The sequence below is a fragment of the Aquitalea sp. LB_tupeE genome (assembly GCF_013391415.1).
Taxonomy (GTDB): Bacteria; Pseudomonadota; Gammaproteobacteria; order Burkholderiales; family Chromobacteriaceae; genus Aquitalea.
Window position 1 is genome coordinate 54,643 of sequence record NZ_JACAXB010000028.1, and the last position, 22,623, is coordinate 77,265.

Genomic DNA, 22,623 nt, shown 5'->3' on the forward strand with positions numbered 1-22,623 from the left:
ATGGCTTTATAACGGGGCAATCTTTCCATTTTACCGGCTAATCTTTGTCTGCCCAAATCGGGAATGATAGTCTGTGCCAATCATGCGCATCTGCGCGCAACAAAACAGGAAGGGACTGGCAGTGAAAGCAAGACTGAAATGGGTGGACGGCGTGTGTTTCATGGGTGAAAGCGGCAGCGGCCATGCCGTGGTGATGGACGGTGCGCCGGAAGGCGGTGGCCGTAATCTCGGCCCGCGTCCAATGGAATTGCTGCTGCTGGGCACCGCTGGCTGTACCAGTTATGACGTGATTTCCATCCTGAAAAAGTCGCGCCAGCAAGTGACGGACTGCTGGGTAGAGATGGAAGCGGAACGCGCTGATACCGAACCCAAGGTATTCACCAAGATTCATTTCCATTTTGTGGTGACCGGGCGTGAGCTGAAGCCGGAGGTGGTGGAGCGTGCCATCAAGTTGTCGGCGGAAAAATACTGCTCGGCTTCCATCATGCTGGGCAAGACAGCCGACATCACCCACGATTTCGAGGTGCGTGAGGGCTGATCTCCGCCTGACGCCTGGCTGTCTGTGCGCAGCCCGGACGTGAAAACCGCCGCTATCTGACAGGAAGCGGCGGTTTTGTTTTGCCGGCGGCGGCAGTCGGCGAGACGCGGCGGCAAAACTTGCCGCCTTGCCAGACTTTTACTGTCCGTACTGGGCGGCAACGCAGGCCTCCAGTCAATAAAATCAGGTATCTACGGTTTGCAAATGGGCTGGCATGATTCCTGCTATCACAGTGCACATTCAGGGAGGCATGGTCATGTTGGACAAGATTGGCAAGGAATTCGATTTTCAGCAGCGGGCGCTCAATCTGCGCGCATACCGCCAGGAAGTCATTGCCAGCAATATTGCCAATGCCGATACCCCCAATTACAAGGCAGTGGATTTTGATTTCAAGCAGGCCTTGCAATCGGCCCAGGGCAGTCAGAACAAGCTGGCCATGAATGTCACCGATGCGCGCCATTTGCCGGGTGATGCGGCTGGTGCAGCCGGCAAGCCTGCCATGCAGTATCGCAATGCGGTACAGCAAAGCCTGGACGGTAACACGGTGGACATGGATGTGGAGCGCGCCGCCTTTGCCGATAACGCCCTGCAATACCAATCCACGCTGACCTTCCTGAGCAAGCGTATTTCCACGCTGAACAGCGCCATTACCGGTGGAGGCCAGTAAGCATGTCTCTTGCCAATATCTTTGCCATTTCCGGTTCGGCCCTCACCGCCCAGTCGATGCGGCTTAACGTGGTGGCCAGCAATATTGCCAACGCGGAAAGTGCCACCAGTTCTACCGGTCAGCCTTACAAGGGCCGTCATGTAGTGTTTACGGCCTTGCCGGTCAGCGCATCCCAACCGCAGGTGGCAGGTGTGCGGGTGACGTCGATTGTGGAAGACCAGACGCCACCGCGTCTGAAGTATGACCCCAGTAATCCTCTGGCGGACGAAAAGGGCTATGTGAACATGCCCAATGTCAATCCGGTCGAGGAAATGTCCGACATGATTTCCGCTTCGCGTTCGTATCAGACCAATGTGGAAATGATGAATACCGCCAAGACCTTGCTGCAGAAAACCCTGCAGCTGGGTCAGTGATGAAAGGCCCATGCCATGACCAGCTCGGTTAATTCCTCGTCCAATCCGTATGCAATGCTGAACGGCAGTTCCAGCACCTCTGGCAGTACCGGTACCAGTTCGACCAATGCTAATACCGATACCAGCGCCAAGGGCATTCAGGACCGTTTCCTGAAATTGCTGGTCACGCAGTTGCAGGCGCAGGACCCGATGAATCCGATGGATAACAGCCAGATCACCAGCCAGATGGCGCAGATCAGCCAGGTGTCCGGCATGCAAACCCTGAATACCGCCATGCAAAGCCTGGTGCAGTCGCAAGCGGCCAACCAGTCGCTGATGGCAGCCACCATGATTGGCAAGCAGGCGCTGGTGCCGGGTAGTGCGCTCGACCTTACCAGTGGCAGCTCGGTGCAGGGTGCGGTCAACCTGAGTGGCGCGGCAACCGACTACACTGTCAGCATCAAGGATGCCAATGGCACCGTGGTGGATACCCTCACGGTGAAGAGCCCCAGCACTGGCCTGAACTCTTTCAATTGGGATGGCAAGGATGCCAATGGCAATCAGCTGCCTAGCGGTAAATATACCTTCTCGGCCCAGGCGACCAGTGCTGGCAGCGCGGCAGTCACAGCTACGCCATATGCCAATCAGGCGGTGACTGCAGTGAGCTGGGCCAGTGGCTCGCCTCAGTTGATCATGAAGGATGGCACCAGTGTTGGCCTCGCCAACGTCGCCCAGCTGTCTTAAATCCATTCATTAGCGTAATCAGGTTTCGGGGAGTAGTACCATGGGTTTTCAACAAGGTCTGAGTGGTCTGAATTCGGCATCCTCGCAGCTGGATACCATTGGCAATAACGTGTCCAATGCCAGCACGGTGGGCTTTAAAAGCTCGCGTACCGAGTTCAGCGATCTGTTTTCCACCAGTTTTTACGGTGTGGCCAGTACCAGTGCCGGTATCGGTTCGCAGGTCAGTGCAGTAACCCAGTCCTTCAGCGCCGGCAACATTACCCCGACCGGACGTAGTTTGGACTTGGCCATCAACAACAATGGTTTTTTCATTGTGCGGCAGAACCCGACCTCGTCCACCGGCTCGCTGGCTTACACCCGTAACGGCCAGTTTCAGGTGGACAAGGATGGTTACATTGTCAATGGCAACGACCGCCTGCAAGGCTGGATGGCCAATAACGGCGTGGTAACCCAAGGTCCGGTAACCGACCTGAAACTGCAAACCAACCTGATTTCGCCAGCAGCCACCACCAAGGTCACCATGGGTGTCAACGTGGATTCCCGTCTGACCACGCCTACCGTGACTCCGCTGGACCCCACCAACACCAAGACATTCAACTGGTCCAATGCTGCACAGGTGTACGACAGCCTGGGTAATCAGCACAACCTGACCCTTTACTACGTCAAGGGCACGGCTACCACCAGTGGCACGCCATGGACGGTAACGGCCTATGTGGACGGCAACCCGGCCACTACGCCCAACACCTACACCATGAACTACGACACCTCGGGTAATCTGACCAATACCACGCCGTTCAGCGTTACCTTCAGCCCCACGCCGGTGAATGGCTCGTCCTCGCCAGTTACCCTGAGTATCGATTACACCGGTTCCACCCAGGTGGCACAGGCTTCCGGTACTCCGACCGAAACAGTTGATGGCTATGCTCCGGGTACCCTGAGCAGCATGAATATTGATACCCATGGCAATATCATGGCCAGCTTTTCCAACGGCCAGAATAAAGTGATTGGTCAGGTTGCGCTGGCTACCTTCACCAATTCGCAAGGCCTGCAAAATGAAGGTGGCAATCGCTGGCAACAAACCCTTGCCTCAGGCGTGCCAGCCTACAATGCGCCGGGCTCCGGCAATGCCGGCACCGTGCAGTCGCAGGCACTGGAAGACTCCAACGTTGACCTGACGGCAGAACTGGTCAACATGATCACGGCGCAGCGTTTTTACCAGGCCAATGCCCAGACCATCAAGACCGAAGACACCTTGATGCAGACCATCATCAACCTGTAATTGATCACAGTCACAACAGCCTGAAGAAGCGGGGACTCAATGGATAAGATGTTGTACCTGGCCATGAATGGTGCCAAACATGTTGATTTGCAGCAGGCAACCACGGCCAATAATCTGTCCAATGCCCATACCAATGCCTTCAAGGCCGATCTGGCATCATTCCGTGCCTTGCCGGTAGTGGGTCCCGGTGCACCCACCCGTACCTATGTGGTGGATAACACCATCGGTCACGACATGAGCCAGGGCAGCCTGATGCATACCGGCAGTCCCAGTGATTTCGCCCTGGGCTCGCCCGGTTTCTTTGCCGTACAGGCCGCCGATGGCAGTGAGGCCTATACCCGCGACGGCGGCTATGTACTGGACGCCAACGGCATGATGCGCACCCGCAGCGGCCTGCCCATCAGCGGTGATGGTGGCCCCATCACTGTTCCTACCGGCTATCAAGTGCAATTGGGACAGGATGGTTCGGTGGTAGGCGTGCCGCAAAACGGCAAGGACCGTACCCCGCAGCTGCTGGGGCAGATCAAGCTGGTCAACCCTGGTGCCAAAGAAGTGTACAAGGGCCCGGATGGGCTGTTCCGCATGAATAATGGCGACACCGCCACCGCCGACACCAATGTCAAACTGGTGCCGGAAACGCTGGAAGCCAGCAATGTCAATGCGGTGGAAAGCCTGGTGCAGATGATCTCCCACGGTCGCCAGTACGACATGAATATCAAGCTGATGCAGAACGCTGACCAGAACGATCAGAAAGCCACCCAGTTGCTGGCCATGGGCTGATCTGCATTACACCAAACCGAATACCAACAAGAATACTGAGGAAACACCGCCATGATGCGTGCGCTTTATGTTGCCAAAACCGGGATGGACTCCAGCCAGTTCAATCTGGATGTGATCTCCAACAACCTGGCCAACGTCAATACCGTCGGTTTCAAGCGCGGGCGTGCTGTGTTCGAAGACCTCTACTACCAGACCCTGCGTCAGCCTGGTGCCCAGCTGGCGGATGGCAGTACCACTCCTACCGGTTTGCAAGTGGGTACCGGTGCCACTGCCGTGGCCACCGCCAAGAACTTTACCCAGGGCAATATGACCCAAAGCAGCCAGCCGCTGGATTGGGCCATTACTGGCGATGGCTTCTTCCGCATCCTGCGCCCGGATGGCACCACGGCGTATACCCGTGATGGCGAATTCAAGCGCAACTCCAGCGGCGACATCGTCACCTCTGACGGTTATCAATTGAATCCCAATATCAATATCCCCAGCACGGCCACGCAGATCACCGTGTCCAATGCCGGGGTGGTGCAGTATTTCCTGCCGAACAATCCGTCTCCGCAAACGGCCGGCACCATTCAGCTCACCACCTTCATCAACCCGCAAGGTCTGGAGAGTGTGGGCAATAACCTGTATCTGCAAAGTGCCTCGTCCGGCGACCCGCAGGATGGCGATCCGGGTACCGACAGCCGCGGGGTGGTAATGCAGGGCTTTCTGGAAGGCTCCAACGTGAATGTGACTGAAGAACTGGTCAACATGATTACCGCGCAGCGCTCTTTCGAAATGAATTCCAAGGCCATTACCACGGCCGACCAGATGCTGCAGAAACTGACGCAGATGTAAGTTGAAGGAGGACACTGAGCGTCGTGCACGAAATGCACTATCAACAGTGTCCTGATGCAGGTGCTTGTGTAATCAAAGGGTAGGCATGGCGTAATGAAACAGGCGTCATGCAAGAGGAGGGCGATATGAATATGCTGAAGTGGATGATGCTGGGTCTGGTGGCCGTACTGGCCGGGTGTGCCGCCCAGGAGCCGCCGCTGGTGACCCTGCCCATGACTGCGCGCCCACAACCACAAGCTGCCACCTTGCCTGCCAATGGTTCCATCTTCCAGTCGGGCAGCTATCGCGCCATGTTCGAGGACAAGATGCCAGCACTGGTAGGCGATACGCTTACCATCAATATCCAGGAAAAATCGTCCACCTCGCAGTCGGAACAGACCACTGCCACCCGTTCTTCTGCCTTGTCGGATACCATTTCCAGCGGCATGCAGCTGCCCTTCATTCCGGGCAGCCTTACCAAGGGCCTGGGTGCATCGCTGAATGGCAGCGGTTCGGCCAGTAATACCGGTAAGGGTACCAATCAGGTCGCCACTACCTTTGTCAGCTCGATCACCGTGACAGTGATTGAAGTGCTGTCCAATGGCAATCTCATCATCAGCGGCGAAAAAGTGGTGCGCATCAATGGCGATACCGAATCCATCCGCCTGTCCGGGGTGGTCAACCCGCGGGATATCGCCGCCGATCGCTCGGTTTCTTCGCTCAAGGTGGCAGATGCCCGGATCGAGCAGGAAACCAAGGGAAATAACCGCCTGTATAATGAACCGGGTTGGCTGGCCAAGTTTTTCCTCAGCATCATTCCCATTTGATGGCCAGGACTGGATGACATCATGAAAAAATTCCTGCTTGCCCTGACTTGCCTGTTGCTGGGGGCGCAAGTGCTGGCGGCCGAGCGGCTGAAAGACATCACCAATATCGCTGGTGTGCGTTCCAACCAATTGCTGGGTTATGGCCTGGTAGTGGGCCTGGATGGCAGTGGTGACAAGGTGACTTCTTCACCATTTACCGGCCAATCGCTGTCCAATATGCTGACCCAGCTGGGCGTGCAAATTCCGCCGGGAACCAAGGTTGACCCTAAAAACGTGGCGGCAGTCAGCCTGACTGCCATCTTGCCGCCATTTGCCCGCAAAGGCCAGGCGCTGGATGTAACGGTGTCGTCCATCGGTGATGCCAAGAGCCTGCGTGGCGGCACCTTGCTGCTGTCCCCGCTCAAAGGTGCTGATGGCCAGATTTACGGCATGGCACAAGGTAATGTGCTGGTGGGTGGTGCGGGTGCCGCCGCCGGGGGCAGCAAGGCGCAGATCAATCAGCTGAGTGTGGGGCGGATTGCCGGCGGTGCCACGGTGGAACGCGAAGTACCTACTGCGCTGGGCAACGGCGAATTCATCAACCTCGAATTGCAAGAAGCCAATTTCACCATGGCCAATCGCGTGGTGCAGGCCATTAACAAGGCGTTTGGCAATGGTACTGCCCGTGCGGTGGATGGTGGTCTGGTGGAAGTGCGTGCGCCGTTTGATTCCAACCAGCGCGTGCAGTTTCTGTCGCGGATGGAAAATCTTGCCGTAGACCCGGCAGAAGTTTCCCCTCTGGTCATCATCAATGCCCGTACCGGCTCCATCGTGATGAACCAGGCGGTGCAGCTGGAACCCTGTGCCATTGCCCACGGCAACCTTACCGTCACCATCAGCAACAACCCGCAGGTCAGCCAGCCGCCAGCGCTGTCCGGCGGTCAGACCGTGGCCACCAATCAGGCCAATGTCAGCGTCACCAGTGATGGCGGCAAGGTGCTGAAAGTGGCCAAGAGCGCCAATCTCAACCAGGTGGTGTCGGCATTGAATGCCCTGGGAGCCACCCCGCAAGACCTCATTTCCATCCTGCAGGCGATGAAGGCGGCAGGCTCGCTGAAAGCGGATTTGCAGATCATCTGATCTCTGGTTTTCTTGCTGACAAAAGGCCCCGCGTGCGGGGCTTTTTGCATTGGCCCGCTTCTTGCTAATAACGCGACAAGGAGCGAGTAATGACGACGCAGTTTTCCCCTAGCTATACGGCAGCCGATGCCCAGAACCAGCAACTGGCGGTAGACCCGACCCAGATGTCCGGTCTGCGTGCGCGTATGGCCAAGGACCCGCAAGGTGCTGCCAAGGAGGCTGCGTCGCAGTTTGAAGCCCTGTTGATGGGGACCATGCTCAAGACCATGCGTCAGACCAAGTTCGATGACGAACAGGATTCCGACATGGACACCTACCGCGGCATGCTGGACCAGCAACTGGTGCAGTCGCTCAGCAAAGCCGGGGGGATGGGCATTGCCAACCTGGTTTATCAGCAGATTGCAAAGCAGCAAGGACTTGACCCGGGCGCGGATGCCACGCAGTTACGGCCTGCTTCATCCGGTCCGGTACTGGCCAGCCGCTTCAGCCAGTCCTCGGCGCTGAAGGCCTATCAGGCAGCACAGGCGGAAGCGGCCACTGCCAGCAGTAGTACGGCGACACCGACGGCAACGGTTACGGCAGGCGGTGACAGCAAGAGCTTTGTACAGGGCTTGTTGCCGCATGCGCGGCAAGCTGCAGCGCAACTGGGTGTGGCACCGGAGTTTGTGGTGGCCCATGCCGCGCTGGAAAGCGGCTGGGGCAAGCGTGCCATTCGCAATGCAGATGGCAGTAACTCGCACAACCTGTTTGGCATCAAGGCGAGCGGTGATTGGCAAGGCAAGTCCACCAGCATTACCACCACCGAGTATGTCAATGGTGTGCCGCAGAAACGGGTGGACAGCTTCCGCTCTTATGACTCCTACGCCGATGCGTTCAGCGACTATGCACGCATGCTCAAAGAGTCACCACGTTATCAGGCTGTACTCAACCAGGGTCGTAATGTCGCGGGCTTTGCACAAGGCTTGCAGAACGGTGGTTATGCCACCGATCCGCGCTATGCACGCAAACTGGTTGATGTGGCGGCGACGCTGGCACAGCAGTCGGCCAGATCCTGATTAAAGTTTAAGCAGTTGCAGTCGATATAACAGCAGAGAGGAAAAAATGGGCTCAAATATATTTTCCATTGGCGTCAGTGGCCTGAATGCGGCACAAACCGCCCTGTCTGTTGTCGGCCAGAATATTGCCAATGGTAATACTCCCGGATATAACCGCCAGGTGTTGAGTCAGGCTGCGCGCATGCCGCAGCAAGAAGGCTTCGGCTACCTGGGTCAGGGCGTGGATATCACCGGCATCAGCCGTATTTATGACAAATATCTTGATATGCAGGTGCTCACTGCCCAGTCCGGCAGTAATTACTATTCCAGCCAGCTGTCCCAGCTCAACCAGATCAACAACCTGTTGTCCGACCCTACAGTTGGTCTGAGCAATTCTTTCCAAAGCTTCTACAGCAGTTTACAAACCCTGTCGCAAGACCCGTCCTCGGTGCCCAGCCGGCAGACCGTGGTCAATATGTCCCAGGCACTGGTATCCAATTTCACCGCCATTGGCAATAACCTGACGCAGATGCAAGCCGGGGTGAATTCGCAAATTACCAGCACGGTAAGCAGCATCAATGCCTTGGCACAGAATATTGCCGATCTGAACAATCAGATTGCTGCCGCAGCAGCAAGCAATACCCAGCAACAGCCAAACGACCTGATGGATCAGCGCGACCAGGCCATGGAGCAGCTGAACAAGCTGGTCAGTGCCAAAGCCGTGCCACAGTCCGACGGTACTTACAGCGTGTTCATCGGTAATGGCCAGGCGCTGGTGATGGGCAATAACGTGACCAAGCTGGGTACGCAAAACGATCCCACCAATCCTGCAAACGTGCAGGTAACCTATCCCAACGCCAATGGCACCAATACCGTGGTGCCAAGTACCGCGCTGGCAGGTGGCCAACTGGCGGGTTATCTCGATTTCCGTGACGGTACTTTGCTGTCTACCCAGAAAAAGCTGGGCACGCTAGCCATTGATTTCACCACGGCCATGAATTATCAGAACCAGCTTGGGCGCGATTTGTCCGGCAATCAGGGTGGGCTGATCTTTGCCGACATGACCAGTTACGCCTCCCATCCGCAGGATGCCGTGGCCAATATGCAATTGTTGCTGGCCGACCCCTCCAAGCTGGCTGCCTCGTCTTCCTTGCAACTGGGCAGTGCCGGCATCACCCCTTCCGGTAGTGGGGTCACGCTGTCTGGCGTGTGGGCCAGCATGCCCGGTACTTATGGCTGGACCAGTACTTCGTCGCCGCCTTCGGTATCGACCCATCCGGTTACTGGCCTGACCGGCATGACCATCAATGCCACCACGGCAACCAGCATCACTGCCACCCTCACCGGTGGTCCGGACAATGGTCAGACTTTCAATGTCGTACCCGACCCCACGGTATCCAATGGCTACAAGCTGGTGGACAATGCGACCCCTGCCAATGATCTGGGTATCAAGTTCCAGCTGTCCGGCCAGATGAAGGCCGGCATGACCATCAATGTCGCACCGGTGCCCACTGGCACGGCGGTAAGCGGCAACGGTAACAATCTGGGCGAGATGATGGGCTTGCAGACGCGCAAGATCGTCGATGAAAACAAGGATGGTACCAATACCGGCTTGCAGTCCTTCCAGACTTTCTACTCGACGACGGTAAGTTATGTGGGCAATGCCACCAATACCGTGAAGCTGGCGTCATCGTCGCAAACCACATTGCTGCAGCAAGCCACGACTTCGCGCTCCAATGTCAGCGGCGTGAACATGGATCAGGAAGCCGCCGACCTGATCAAGTACCAACAGGCATACCAGGCATCTGGCAAGGTTCTCCAGATTGCACAGACACTATTCCAGCAAATCCTGCAAATGGGTGGCTGAGGCGAGGGTTGAATCATGAGAATCAGTACCGCTACTTCCTATATGACCGGCACCTACGACATGCAATCGCTGCAGTCGCAGTTGCAGTCCTTGCAGTCCCAGCTCGATACGCAAAAGCGCGTGGTTACGCCTGCTGATGATCCGGTTGCCGCTGCGCGCATCTTGCAGCTGAACCAGTCTGACGGGATGAATACCCAGTACATCACCAATACCAAGGCGGTGGAGTCCACTTTGTCGCTGGCAGAGTCGCAGCTGACCAATGCGTCAAACTTGCTGACCAGCCTGAAAGCTTCCGCCATCCAGGCAGGGAATACCGTGCTGTCGTCCGACCAGTTGCTGATGATTCAGAAACAGGTGCAAGAAGGTATTTCGGAAATGACGGGTTACGCCAACGCTACCGATGGCAAGGGCAACTACCTGTTCAGTGGCAACAAGGTGGATACCCCTCCTTTTGTGCTGGATGCGACTTATGCTGCGACTTATCAGGGGGATACCGGTCAGCGTAACGTCCCCATCAGTGCCTCGCGCAGCATGCAGATTTCCGACCCCGGCAGTAATGTATTTGGCAATGCGACCAGCACCACTGCGGTGTTTGATACCTTGAAGTCGCTGAATGATCTGCTGGCGCAAAATCCAAAACCGTCGACCTATACCACGGATATGGGAAATATCATTTCAGCACTCGATTCCGCGCAGAAAAACCTGTCCACCAGTATTGCCTCGATTGGTGCGCGACGTCAGGAAAATCAAAGCGTGCAGGACATGGGCACCCAACTGGGCTTGCAGTACAAGAGTGGCATCAGTGACTTGCAGGATCTGGACATGCCCAGTGCCATCACCAGCTTCACCCAGACCCAGACCTCGCTCAAATACAGTCAGCTGGTGTACAACAAGGTCACCAACCTGTCCTTGTTCAACTATATGTCTTGAGTCCGGCCCCGGGCAGCACAAAAGCAAAACGGCTACCACAAGGTAGCCGTTTTTCATGGGCAGGAGCGCTCTTACAGCGTGGCGGGTTCCACCACGATGCCAGCCCGCAGGCCGGGCTTGACGCCTGGGTTGGGGAACAGGATGCGTTCCGCTCCGCCACTGGCGACATAGCGCTGCGCACCATCCTCGGCAATGACAAAGCCATCGGGCAGGGCGGTGAAGTTTTCCACCTGCGCATCCAGATGCAAACGGAAGGCCTCGCTGTGTTTGATCAGGTCGTATTTGGCCCGGAACAGCGGATAGTCGTCCGCCTGATAGTCAGCCAGCGGCGGCGTGGTGTCACTCAGCAATTGGCGCAAAGCCTGGTCGATACCGGCAAAGCGTGTCAGATCGTTTTGGCCAAACGGACGTGCCTTACCCAGTTCCAGCGTGAAGGCATGTGCCTGATATACGTGGCTGGTGTAGTAGCTGAAGGTATTGGCCGGTTTGCTGTGCAGCAGCACGGCTTCGATACCGCAGTGTTTCAGCCAGGCCAACTGGGCCGTATCATGCGCGCGCTGCTGCAGGAAAGGGTAGATGGCAAATTTTTCGTATACCGATCCACGGATGGCGGTGTGCAGGTCGTAATGCAGGCGTGCTGCATGTGCCGGGGCCTGGTCAAAGAAACGCCCGGCCGCTTGTTCCAGCAAAGCGGCACAAGCGGCCTCCTGCGCGTTGGCATGCTGCTGGTGGGCAGCATTGAACAAGCGATTGAGATCGTAATCCAGATAGCGCTCGCCTTGCTGCATGGCTTTGGGGTTGCCAAAAGCCACCAGCAGCCGGTGGTGCAAGGGCAGGGTGCCGCTGGCAATATCGGCCAGCATGGCGTCGATCACTTCAATAGGTGCCGTTTCATTGCCGTGGATGCCGCAGGACAGCAGTATGAATGCAGGCTTGCTGTGCTGGTTGGCTGGGAACAGTTCCACGACATTGCCAGCATGCCAGCGGGCAAGGACGCCATCCGCCAGTTGCCAGTCTTGCTGGGTAGGGTCTTTTGCTTGCAGTACGTGTTGCAGAAAACGGGAGGGCTGGGTGGTCATCGGCAGTCCAGGCAAGAAACGATGTTTGATTGTAACCATTTCTGTCCGGTGTGCAGCCGGCATGCCGCGCTGATGAACGGGCATGCCGTTTCTGGGCAAACTTCAGTCTATCCAGCCGGGTTTACGCATTTCCAGGAAAGCCTTGACGCCTTCCTGGCCTTCCTCGCTGCGCCGTAAGGCCACCATGCGGTCTATGGTCAGGTCGATGACGGCGGGGGCAATGTCGCGGTGTTCGATGTCGCGAATCAATTGCTTGGCCGCCACCATGGCATGTGGGCCGTTCAGCAGCAACTGGCGGCACATGTGTTCCACTGCATCATCCAGTTCATCGTTTTCCACGGTCTGGTGAATCAGTCCCAGGCGACGTGCCTTGCCGGCATTGATGCGCTCTGCCGTGACAAAATAGCGGCGTGCGGCACGCGGACCGATGGCACGCATGATGTAGGGTGCGGCCAGTGCCGGAATGATGCCCAGCTTGACGTCGGAGAAGCAGAACAAGGCTTCGAACACGCTGATGGAAACGTCGCAGCAGGCAATCAATGCAGCGCCAATGCCGAAGGCCGAGCCTTGTACCCGTGCAATGGTGGGTTTGGGCAGGTGGTCCAGCGTTTCCAGCAAACGGGACAAGCGCTGGGCATCCCGTCTTTGTTGGCTTTCATCAAATTCGGTCAGGCGTCGCAGCCAGGCGCTGTCATGGCCCGCCGAAAAGCTGATGCCCTCGCCAGTCAGTACCACGACACGAACGCTGTCGTCTTCGGCCAGTGTTTCCAGGGTGGCGGTCAGCAAGTCCACCATCTTGTCATCCAGCGCATTGTGCAATTCGCCACGATTCAGGCTGATGGTGGCAATGCCTTGCGGGCTTACCTTGAGCAGTACGGCCTCTTCCATGGGGGTTCTCCTTTGTTGTTGTTTGACTGTTGGCCCCGTCAGGGCTGGCAGAAGCGGATGATGCTGCGGCTGAAGGCTTCTGCCGCTTCGATATGCAGGACATGCGCAGCGTGCGGAATTTGTTCCAGCGTGGCATGCGGAATGCGTTGCTGCAAGATTTCCGCCTGATACAGCGGAGTGAGACGGTCTTCCTCGCCTAACAGGATGTGGCAGGGGAGCTGAAGCTGTGGCAGCCAGTTGCGGGCATCATGTTCCTTCACGCCGTTGATCAGGCGGATGACTGCGTCCCAGTCCACCATGCCGGCCAGTGTTTTCATGTCTTCCAGCATGGCCGCGTTGGCCGTGAGAAAGCGACTGGAAAACAGCCAGGGTATGCTGGCGTTGTAACGCAAATCCAGTCCGCCTGCCTGATTGCATTCAATCCAGCTCTGGCTGATGCGGTTATTCGCCTCGTCCGACCAGGCCAGGGTAGAGGCCAGCAGCAACTTGCGCACCCGCTGCCCGTGTCTGTGGGCAAAGTGCTGGGCCACCATGCCGCCATAAGACAGCCCTACCAGAAAGACTTGGGATAGCTGCAAGGCATCCAGCAAGGCAGCTGCCAGGTCGGCTTGCTCCGTCAGCGTGTATTTCTCGGCAACTGGCTTATCCGTTTGTCCCTGGCCCAGAAAGTCGAAGCGGATGACGCGATACTGGCTTTCCAGTGCGGGCATCATCAGGCCCCAGGCCGGTGTGGACATGGTGATGCCATTGAACAGCAGCAAGTCCTGCTGGCCATGACCGCTGATTTCATAAAAAACCGAGTGGCTACCGAGTGCGAGATGGGGCATGGAAGACTCCTGCGGTTGATGGCTTGCGCGGATGGTCGTTTCTGTCATTCTAGGCCGCATTGCCGATGGAGAGCCAGCAAGCGGTCTCTTTGTTGAGATTTACCCGTGGCTGGGTAAAGAGATTGTCATTTGTACGGTTTAAAGTACCAGTTTGTACATTGGCCGGATAATCAAACCATCGCTATGGACTGTACGCCGCATAAGGACGTGACCGAGCTGGCTCAGCTGGCTTCGCGCTGTCACGAACTGGAAGAAATCATCAGCGAGCGACGCCTGCAGCCGGTATTCCAGCCGATTGTCGATCTCACTACCGGTGGCGTGCTGGGCTATGAAGGCTTGATTCGCGGGCCGTCGAACAGCCCGCTGCATTCGCCGGTCAGCCTGTTCGACCAGGCCGAGCGCTGCCAGCTGACGGTCATGCTGGATCGAACTTGCCGTCAGGTCACCATGGAACGATTTGTCGAACTGGGCTTGTCCGGTTTGCTGTTTCTGAATATCTGCCCGGCAACCTTGTTGGCACCCGAACATCGGCAGGGTGAAACGCTGGCTTTCCTGCAGAAAATCGGCCTGGCTGCCGAGCGCATCATTATTGAAGTGACCGAAACAACCCCCGCCGCCTGTTATACCAGTTTGCGCTGCGCTACCACGCATTACCGCGACAATGGCTTTCGTATAGCGCTGGATGATCTTGGCGAAGGCTTTTCCAATTTGCGGCTGTGGTCCGAGTTGCGGCCGGACTTTGTCAAACTTGACAAACACTTTGTGCAGCAGCTGCATCTGGACCCGCTCAAAGAGCAATTTGTCCGCTCGATGGTAGACATTGCCCGCCAGTCCGGTGCCATGCTGGTGGCCGAAGGGATTGAAACCCAGGCCGAGTTGCGTACCTTGCAAAGGCTGGGTGTGCGCTATGGGCAGGGCTATCTGCTGGCGCGACCCAGTGTGGTGCCTGCGCTCGATTTGCAGATTCACGTCAACGGCGTGGTGTGGGAGGGCGGTCGCAACCGAACGCCCTGGCAAATGCAGGCCACGGCGCGGGATGTGTTGCAGGAAGTACCCTGCCTGACGCCGGATGTGCCCAATGAGGCGGCTTATCGCCTGTTCGACCGCGACCCGTCCCGCTTTGCCATCCCGGTGGTGAAAGATGGCGTGCCGGTTGGCCTGCTGCGGCGTCATCATCTGCTGGAAAGTTTTGCCCGGCCATTCAATCGCGAACTCTATGGCAAGAAGCCTTGTACCACGATGATGGACAAGCAGCCCTTGATCGTGAATGCCGACTTGAGCGTGCATGATTTATCCACGCTGGTGGTGGCGTCCGAGCAGCGTTATCTGGTGGATGGCTTCATCATTACCGAAAACGGCCAGTACCTGGGTATGGGGACCGGCTTTGCCCTGATGCGCAAAATGACCGAGTTGCAGATTTCCGCTGCGCGTTATGCCAATCCGCTCACCGGCTTGCCAGGCAATGTCCCTTTGTCCGAAGCGATAGACCGCTTGCTGGAGGCGAAGCTACCGTTTGTGGTGGCCTATGCCGACCTGGATAATTTCAAACCCTTCAATGATTTGTACGGCTATGCCGCCGGGGACGAGATGATCTGCCTGCTGGCCAGGCTGCTGGTGGATTGTGTGGATGCGGATCGCGATTTTGTCGGTCATGTGGGTGGGGATGACTTCGCCTTGCTGCTGCAGTCGTCAGACTGGCGACCACGCCTGGAACAGATGTTGCAGCAATTCGACGCGGAAGTCCGGGGAATGTTTGATCCCGCGCATCTGGCCAGCGGTGGTTTTGACATGCCGGGCCGTAATGGTGAACCCATGCATTTTCCGCTGACTTCCCTGTCGGTGGGGGTGGTCAAGGTGGCACCGGGCCAGTTTCCCACGCATTACGAAGTGGGTGCTGCCACGGCTGACGCCAAGAAACAGGCCAAGAAGCAGGCCGGCACCAGCCTGTTTGTCGAACGGCGGCTGGCGCAAGGGGCTGGCGGCCTTGTTCGATGAATTAAACAGACATGCGCTGAGAGCCGGTTTTGTATCAAATGTGAAGTGCCTATTCATGTTTTTTCCCCCAAATGCAGCACTGTGAGGCCTGAAAGCCACATTGCTCGCTCACTTTTGATCAAGTTTTGTCTTGAGGCTTGTCAAATTTATTAAACGTAAGCTAGGCTTCTCTCCAGCAAAAGAGCAGCGTATAGACTGCTTTGGGCAGTAATGCTGGCATGACATGAGGGGGTGTTTCACTCCAATTTGATCAATGCACAGTGCTGACCAGATCGTTCGGGAGAGTAGGGGAGGAGCCAGCATGAACCATGTCGCAGCACGCATTGCCGTCCATGACGTCAACACAGGCTACGCCCGCTTCAGTAGGCCCCCCCATGAAGGTATCGTTTCCGGTTTGACCGTTTTTCCCGCTTTTTCTTTGCCAGACACTGCCCATTCACGGTGGGGACTGGTATTGTTTTGAAAGCGGATTTAGGTGCGAGTGAAAAGGTGGTAAACCTGCCTTTTCTGTAAGCTGACCGTTATTCAGGTCGCGGACACGCGAAATCAGCCGCCTGGGCTGGAATAGTAGGAGGGAGCAAAATCATGACGGATGCTGTAGCGGCCAACAAGCCGGTTCAATCAAATGCTGGTACACAGGCTGCCAAGCAGGTTCAGAAAGTGCAAGCCAATGACAAGCCTTATCTGAAAATCAGCGGGGTGGTCAAAAAATTCGGCGACCACGTTGCTGTCGACAATGTTGATCTGGAAATCAGACAACACGAAATTTTCGCGCTGCTGGGTAGTTCCGGCTGCGGCAAGTCCACCCTGCTGCGCATGCTGGCAGGCATGGACAACCCCACCTCGGGCAAAATCATTCTGGATGGCGAAGATGTCATCGGCCAGGCACCGTACGAGCGCCCGGTCAACATGATGTTCCAGAGCTATGCCCTGTTCCCCCACATGACCGTAGCTGAAAACATTGCCTTTGGCCTGAAACAGGACAAGCTGCCCAAGGCGGAAATCAGCGCCCGTGTGGACGAAATGCTGGACCTGGTGCAGATGCGCAAGTACGCCAACCGCAAACCGCATCAACTTTCCGGTGGTCAGCAGCAGCGTGTGGCACTGGCGCGTAGCCTGGCCAAGCGCCCTAAACTGCTGCTGCTGGACGAACCGCTGGGTGCACTGGACAAGAAGCTGCGTCAGCAAACCCAGCTGGAACTGGCCAGTACCATCGAAAAGGTGGGCGTGACCTGCATCATGGTGACGCACGACCAAGAAGAAGCCATGACCATGGCGGATCGCATCGGCATCATGTCGGAAGGCAAGCTGCTGCAAGTGGGCACCCCGACCGAAATCTACGATTACCCCAACTGTCGCTTCACCGCCGAATTCATTGGCGAAACCAATATGTTCGAAGGTGCGGTGACTGTTGATGAAGCCGACCGGGTGGAAATCACCTCGCAGGAACTGGGCGGTGTCGTGCGTATCGACCACGGTATTACCGGTCCCAAGGGCATGCATGTGTGGGCCAGTGTGCGTCCGGAAGATGTACGCCTGGACCGCAAGACCGTGGCAGCCGGCCCGAACATGGCCTCCGGTGTGGTGGAAAACATTGCCTACATGGGTAGCTACTCCGTGTTCCACATCAAGCTGGCCAGCGGCAAAATTGTCAAATCAGTGGTGCCGTCCTCGCGCTGGTACGATGCCGACGAAACCGCTCCCACCTGGGGCGACCCGGTATTTGTCAGCTGGCGTGCCGATGCACCGGTCATCCTGACCATGTAAAGCCAATTCAGAAGGTAAAAGCGGATACATCATCAGTGTGTCCGCTTTTTTTACGCCCGTAGTCATGGCTTTTGTTTCACGCAATTCAACTTCCTGTCTCCGAGGTTCTCATGCTCCGCTTCGCCCATCAGCCTGCCGTGCCGTCCTACTACCAGGCCAGTGCCAGCCACTGGGAGGCCTGCCCGCCACTGCAAGGCGCGGTCAGTGCCGATATCTGCGTGGTGGGCGGCGGACTGGCCGGTTTGTCCGCCGCGCTCAACCTGGCCGAGCGCGGTTTTACTGTCACCTTGCTGGAAGGCAGTGCCATCGGTTTTGGTGCTTCCGGGCGCAATGGCGGGCAGGTGATTGCCGGTTATGCCTGCGGCACCGACACCTTGCGCGCGCAACTGGGCAGCGAACTGGCGCGGGTGATGTGGGACATGTCGGTGGAGGCAGTCGACATCATCGATGATCGGGTGCTAAAACACGGCATTGATTGCGACTGGACGCGCGGGTTCTGCAATGCGGCCATCAAGCCCCGTCATATGCAGGAGCTGGCAGCCTGGCAGCAAGAGGCCGAAACCGAATACGGCTATGACGGCATGCAGCTATGGGACAAGGCCACCTTGGCGCAGCAACTGGGCAGTGAGCGCTATCAGGGTGGTTTGTTTGACCCGCGCTCCGGCCACTTGCATCCGCTCAACTACACCTTGGGTCTGGCGCGTGCCGCCGTTGCCGCCGGGGTGAAGATTTACGAACAGTCCCCGGTATTGCGGCTGGAGCAGGGCGCACAGCCAGTGGTGCATGCCGAACAGGGGCAAGTGCGTTGCCAGCATGTGGTGCTGGCCTGTAATGCCTATATTGGCCAACTGCTGCCACAGCTGGAGCGCAAGATCATGCCGGCCGGCACCTATGTGATTGCCACCGAGCCATTGGGGCGTGAACGCGCTGCCAGCCTGATCGCCAACAATATGGCGGTGTGCGACACCAATTTCGTGCTGGATTACTACCGCCTGTCGGCGGACAACCGTCTGCTGTTTGGTGGCAAGGTGAGTTACTCCGGACGCGAGCCGCATGATCTGGCCGGAGCCATGCGTAGCGATATGTTGCGGGTGTTTCCGCAGCTGGCGGATGTGAAGGTGGACTATGCCTGGGGCGGCTTTTGCGACATTACCGTCAATCGTGCGCCGGACCTTGGGCGTCTGGATGGCAATATCTACTATATGCAGGGCTTTTCCGGCCACGGGGTCAATGTCACCGGGATTGCCGGCAAGGTGATTGCCGAGGCGATTGCCGGCACCGCTGGCCGGCTGGATGTGTTTGCCCGCCTCAAGCACCGCGACTTTCCCGGTGGCAAGTTGTTGCGCACGCCAGCGCTGGTGCTGGGCATGGCCTATTATCGGATCAAGGATGCGCTGTAAAGAGGGCGCGTCGCCGGTGTGTGCATGCCAGACGGCTGCTATTTATTGTGTGCTAGGACAAAATGGAAGATATGCCGTCAAAAGCCTGATCGGGCAGCATATTTGCCGTTTTTTTGCCGCCATGCCGAGCTGTGCCGGACAGGACTTTGCCCCAAAAAATGCCGCTGTGGCCCCGTCATCAAATTTTTACTTGTCAAGCTGCGTGATGTTGTTAAAATCCGCGCTCGTTTTGCAATGCAAAACACCGACAATCAATTGTTTCGCTCCGACATCCCAGGCCCACATAAAAGCTTTGTAGCCCGAAAGCCGCGCACTAAGGAGCGGGGTTATCCATCGAATCATTGAGGGAAAATCTCATGGCTTGGACTGTGGCTGATAGCCGGAGCCTGTACGGCATCCGGCATTGGGGGGCGGGCTATTTCGACGTGGGCGACAACGGTTGCATTCAGGTGCAGCCGAATGTACGCCATGCCACACGTATCGATCTGCACGAATTGAGCCGTCAACTGGGGGCAAAAGGTCTGGATCTGCCGCTATTGGTGCGTTTTCCGGATATCCTGCAAGACCGCGTCACACGCCTGTGTCGCGCGTTTGACAATGCCATTGCCACGCAAAACTACGGCAATCGCTATACCGCCATTTACCCGATCAAGGTGAACCAGCAAGAAGCGGTGGTGAAAAGCATCATCGCCACTCGCGAGGTGTCCATCGGGCTGGAAGCGGGCTCCAAGCCGGAACTGATGGCCGTGCTGGCGCTGGCGCCCAAGGGCGGCACCATCATCTGCAATGGCTACAAGGACCGCGAATTCGTACGCCTGGCGCTGATTGGCCAGAAGCTGGGCCATCAGGTGTTCATCGTCATCGAAAAAGAATCCGAAGTTGACCTGGCGATTGAAGAAAGCCAGAAGCTGGGCGTGCGCCCGATGCTGGGCATGCGCGTGCGCCTGTCCTCGCTGGCCAGCAGCAAATGGGCGGATACCGGCGGTGACAAAGGCAAGTTCGGCCTGTCCGCCGCCCAGCTGATTTCCGCTGCCGACAAGCTGGCTGCCGCCGGCATGTCCGACTGCGTGCGGCTGATGCACTTCCACATGGGTTCGCAGATTGCCAATATCGGCGACTACCGTGCCGGCTTCCGCGAAGCCGTGCGTTACTTTGCCGAACTGCGTGCGCTGGGCCTGCCGATTGACCACGTCGATGTAGGCGGTGGTCTGGGTGTGGACTACGACGGTACCCATTCGCGCAATGCCAGCTCCATCAACTACGACATGGACGAATACGCCCAGGTCATCGTGTCGATGCTGGCCGAGTTCTGCGACGAAAACGGCATTCCGCATCCGCGCATCCTGTCCGAATCCGGCCGCGCCATGACTGCCCACCATGCGGTGCTGATCATGAACGTGACCGACGTGGAACGCCTGCCGGAACGCGTGCCGGAAGTGGACGACCTGTCGGTGCTGGCCAAGCCTGTACGCAAGCTGTTCGAGCTGATGGAGCTGACCGACGAAGAAATGGTGACGGAAATCTATTACCGTGCCAGCCACTATGCGTCCGATGTGTCCGACCTGTACTCTGCCGGCCGCATTTCGCTGAAGGAAAAGGCCATGGCCGAGGACGTGCACGCCACGCTGTGCCGTCGTCTGCATCGCCAGCTGCAAGCCAGCCAGCGTTCGCAGCGCCAGGTGTATGACGAACTGACCGACAAGCTGGCGGACAAGTATTTCTGCAACTTCTCGGTGTTCCAGAGCCTGCCGGATACCTGGGCCATCGACCAGATCCTGCCCATCATGCCGGTACACCGGCTGGACGAGCAGCCCACCCGCCGCGCGGTGCTGCAGGATTTGACCTGCGATTCGGACGGCAAGGTGAAGCAGTATGTCGACCAGCAAAGTATTGAATCCAGCATGTCGGTACACGATGTTGAACCCGGCAAGGAGTACCTGATCGCCGTGTTCATGGTGGGTGCCTACCAGGAAATCCTGGGTGACATGCACAATCTGTTTGGCGATACCGATTCGGTCAACGTCTACGTGCGTGACAACGGCCAGCTGGAATTTGCCGGTGTCGAGGAGCATGACACCATCGAAGACATGCTGCGCTATGTACACCTGTCGCCGGAGGAAATCCTCAACCGTTATGAGGAAAAAGCCCGTGCGGCCGACCTGTCCAGCGACGAGCGCAATGTGTTCTTTGCCGAGTTCTGCCGTGGTCTGAAGCAGTCGTCCTATCTGTCGGTGTAAGCCGCACAGGTTTGATGCAAAAGAAAAAGCCCTGAGAAATCAGGGCTTTTTTGCGTATTTTTCTCAGAAAATCAGCCTTCGGCTTCGACAAAATCCAGTTCCGGCGGCTCGCGGCGGAAGAAACCGGTGAGCTTGGCCAGATAGGCAATCCCGACTGCCAGCCAGATCAGGCCCAGCATGATGGCGCGGCCATCCAGGCTGACCAGCAGCCACAGGTCGGCCAGCATGCCGATCAGCGGGAACAGCAGGAACAGGAAAAAGTCACGCGGTGCGCGACGGCGCTGGCGCACGTAGTAGTGGGCAATCACCGACAGATTGACGAAGCTGAAGGCGAGGAAAGCACCAAAGTTGATGAATGACGTGGAGGTGGTGACATCCAGCTTCAGCGCCAGCAAGGCTACCACGCCGCAAATCACCAGATTGTTCACCGGCGTGCGAAAGCGCGCATGCAACTTGCCGAACACGGACTGCGGCAGCACCGTGTCGCGGCCCATGGCGTACAGCAGACGCGAGGCACTGGCCTGCGCCGACAGGCCGGAGGCAAACTGGCCGATGATCAGGCCGATCAGGAAGATGCTGGCAAACAGGTCGCCGCCGATATTCTTGGCAATCTCGAACGCGGCATCATCCACGCTCTTGAACTGGCTGGACGGGTGGGCCAGCTGCACAAAGTAGGACGCCACCACGAAAATCAGCCCGCCGATGATGGTAATCCACATGATGGCGCGCGGAATGGTATGGCGTGCATCGCGGGTTTCCTCGGTAAGCGTGCTGACCGCATCAAAGCCGAGGAAGGAATAACAGGCGACGGCGGCACCGGCCATGATCATCGGCAGCTTCATGTCGCCACGGAAGAAGGGCGCCAGATTCCACAAAGGCTTGCTGGCATCGCCTGCCACATAGTGGATGCACAGCGCAACAAAGGCCAGCAGCACCAGGAATTGCAGCAGCATCATCAGGTAGTTGACGGTGTTGGTCATCTTCAGCCCGACAATATTGATCAGCGTGGTGAACACGATGAAGGCAATCACCCACACCGCCATCGGAATACTGGGAAAGGCCGACGCCAGATAGGCCGCGCCGATCAGCCAGATGGCCATGGGCAGGAACAGATAGTCCAGCAGCACCGCCCAGCCCACCAGAAAGCCCAGTTTGGCGTGGATGGATTTGCGGGTGTAGGTGTAGGCCGAACCGGCCACCGGAAAGGCCGCTGCCATGCGGCCATAGCTGTAGGCGGTAAACAGCATGGCCACCAGCGCCACCAGATAGCAGGAGGGCACCATGCCATCGGTCATTTGCGCCAGGATGCCAAAGGTCCCCAGCACGATGATGGGCGTCATGTAGGCCAGGCCAAACAGCACCACGGAGCCCAGCGTCAGCGAGCGCTCCAGTTGTTTCGTTTCCATTGTTTCTCCTTTGTGGCTCATGTTTTTGTTTGTT

Annotated in this window: 20 protein-coding genes; 16 read left to right on the forward strand and 4 right to left on the reverse strand. The window is 57.4% G+C overall.

Annotated features, from left to right (window positions below; genetic code table 11):
- Positions 1–121: 121 nt before the first annotated feature.
- From HWX34_RS14460 to flgL, 12 genes are all read left to right on the forward strand, one after another.
- A complete protein-coding gene (locus HWX34_RS14460) occupies positions 122–538 on the forward strand; it encodes an OsmC family protein (RefSeq protein WP_131359267.1) in 417 nt (138 codons plus the stop codon).
- Positions 539–794: 256 nt separating this feature from the next.
- On the forward strand, positions 795–1,205 hold the full coding sequence (gene flgB / locus HWX34_RS14465) for a flagellar basal body rod protein FlgB (protein ID WP_178972904.1): 411 nt from the start codon (positions 795–797) through the stop codon (positions 1,203–1,205).
- Positions 1,206–1,207: 2 nt separating this feature from the next.
- A complete protein-coding gene (flgC, locus tag HWX34_RS14470; RefSeq protein WP_045845208.1) occupies positions 1,208–1,618 on the forward strand; it encodes a flagellar basal body rod protein FlgC in 411 nt (136 codons plus the stop codon).
- Between the two features lie 15 nt (positions 1,619–1,633).
- A complete protein-coding gene (locus HWX34_RS14475; protein ID WP_178972905.1) occupies positions 1,634–2,341 on the forward strand; it encodes a flagellar hook assembly protein FlgD in 708 nt (235 codons plus the stop codon).
- A gap of 40 nt (positions 2,342–2,381) precedes the next feature.
- A complete protein-coding gene (flgE, locus tag HWX34_RS14480) occupies positions 2,382–3,620 on the forward strand; it encodes a flagellar hook protein FlgE (RefSeq protein ID WP_178972906.1) in 1,239 nt (412 codons plus the stop codon).
- 39 nt (positions 3,621–3,659) lie between these two features.
- Positions 3,660–4,400: a flagellar basal body rod protein FlgF gene (locus tag HWX34_RS14485; protein ID WP_178972907.1), complete on the forward strand. Its 741-nt coding sequence runs from the start codon at positions 3,660–3,662 to the stop codon at positions 4,398–4,400.
- A 51-nt stretch (positions 4,401–4,451) separates the two neighbouring features.
- On the forward strand, positions 4,452–5,234 hold the full coding sequence (flgG, locus tag HWX34_RS14490; RefSeq protein ID WP_131359273.1) for a flagellar basal-body rod protein FlgG: 783 nt from the start codon (positions 4,452–4,454) through the stop codon (positions 5,232–5,234).
- 125 nt (positions 5,235–5,359) lie between these two features.
- Entirely contained in the window at positions 5,360–6,040 is a 681-nt protein-coding gene (locus HWX34_RS14495; protein ID WP_255496920.1) for a flagellar basal body L-ring protein FlgH, read from the forward strand.
- A 21-nt stretch (positions 6,041–6,061) separates the two neighbouring features.
- A complete protein-coding gene (locus tag HWX34_RS14500) occupies positions 6,062–7,159 on the forward strand; it encodes a flagellar basal body P-ring protein FlgI (RefSeq protein WP_178972908.1) in 1,098 nt (365 codons plus the stop codon).
- An 89-nt stretch (positions 7,160–7,248) separates the two neighbouring features.
- The gene (flgJ, locus tag HWX34_RS14505) at positions 7,249–8,214 is read left to right on the forward strand and encodes a flagellar assembly peptidoglycan hydrolase FlgJ (RefSeq protein ID WP_178972909.1); all 966 of its coding nucleotides are present in this window, start codon (positions 7,249–7,251) and stop codon (positions 8,212–8,214) included.
- Positions 8,215–8,260: 46 nt separating this feature from the next.
- Entirely contained in the window at positions 8,261–10,060 is a 1,800-nt protein-coding gene (gene flgK, locus HWX34_RS14510; protein ID WP_178972910.1) for a flagellar hook-associated protein FlgK, read from the forward strand.
- A gap of 15 nt (positions 10,061–10,075) precedes the next feature.
- Positions 10,076–10,990 carry a flagellar hook-associated protein FlgL gene (flgL, locus tag HWX34_RS14515; RefSeq protein WP_178972911.1) on the forward strand — a complete coding sequence of 305 codons (915 nt, stop codon included), beginning with the start codon at positions 10,076–10,078 and terminating at the stop codon, positions 10,988–10,990.
- Between the two features lie 71 nt (positions 10,991–11,061).
- Here flgL and astE read toward each other — a convergent pair whose 3' ends face one another.
- The 3 genes from astE to HWX34_RS14530 form a co-directional block, all read right to left on the reverse strand.
- Positions 11,062–12,069, reverse strand: coding sequence for a succinylglutamate desuccinylase (gene astE, locus HWX34_RS14520; RefSeq protein ID WP_178972912.1), 1,008 nt, complete (start codon positions 12,067–12,069; stop codon positions 11,062–11,064).
- 102 nt (positions 12,070–12,171) lie between these two features.
- A complete protein-coding gene (locus tag HWX34_RS14525) occupies positions 12,172–12,957 on the reverse strand; it encodes an enoyl-CoA hydratase-related protein (protein WP_178972913.1) in 786 nt (261 codons plus the stop codon).
- A gap of 38 nt (positions 12,958–12,995) precedes the next feature.
- Complete coding sequence (locus tag HWX34_RS14530) at positions 12,996–13,784, reverse strand: alpha/beta fold hydrolase (protein WP_178972914.1); 789 nt, start codon at positions 13,782–13,784, stop codon at positions 12,996–12,998.
- 207 nt (positions 13,785–13,991) lie between these two features.
- Between HWX34_RS14530 and HWX34_RS14535 the strand changes: the two genes are divergently transcribed.
- The 4 genes from HWX34_RS14535 to speA all read left to right on the forward strand — a co-directional run bounded on the left by HWX34_RS14535 (position 13,992) and on the right by speA (position 21,183).
- The gene (locus HWX34_RS14535) at positions 13,992–15,779 is read left to right on the forward strand and encodes a GGDEF domain-containing protein (protein ID WP_370459753.1); all 1,788 of its coding nucleotides are present in this window, start codon (positions 13,992–13,994) and stop codon (positions 15,777–15,779) included.
- Between the two features lie 585 nt (positions 15,780–16,364).
- A complete protein-coding gene (locus HWX34_RS14540; protein WP_178972916.1) occupies positions 16,365–17,546 on the forward strand; it encodes an ABC transporter ATP-binding protein in 1,182 nt (393 codons plus the stop codon).
- 110 nt (positions 17,547–17,656) lie between these two features.
- Positions 17,657–18,946, forward strand: a complete 1,290-nt coding sequence (locus tag HWX34_RS14545; protein ID WP_178972917.1) for an FAD-binding oxidoreductase — start codon at positions 17,657–17,659, stop codon at positions 18,944–18,946.
- A 356-nt stretch (positions 18,947–19,302) separates the two neighbouring features.
- Positions 19,303–21,183 carry an arginine decarboxylase gene (gene speA / locus HWX34_RS14550; RefSeq protein WP_178972918.1) on the forward strand — a complete coding sequence of 627 codons (1,881 nt, stop codon included), beginning with the start codon at positions 19,303–19,305 and terminating at the stop codon, positions 21,181–21,183.
- A gap of 71 nt (positions 21,184–21,254) precedes the next feature.
- Here the strand turns inward: speA and HWX34_RS14555 are convergent, their stop codons facing one another.
- On the reverse strand, positions 21,255–22,589 hold the full coding sequence (locus HWX34_RS14555) for an APC family permease (RefSeq protein ID WP_178972919.1): 1,335 nt from the start codon (positions 22,587–22,589) through the stop codon (positions 21,255–21,257).
- Positions 22,590–22,623 lie beyond the last annotated feature (34 nt).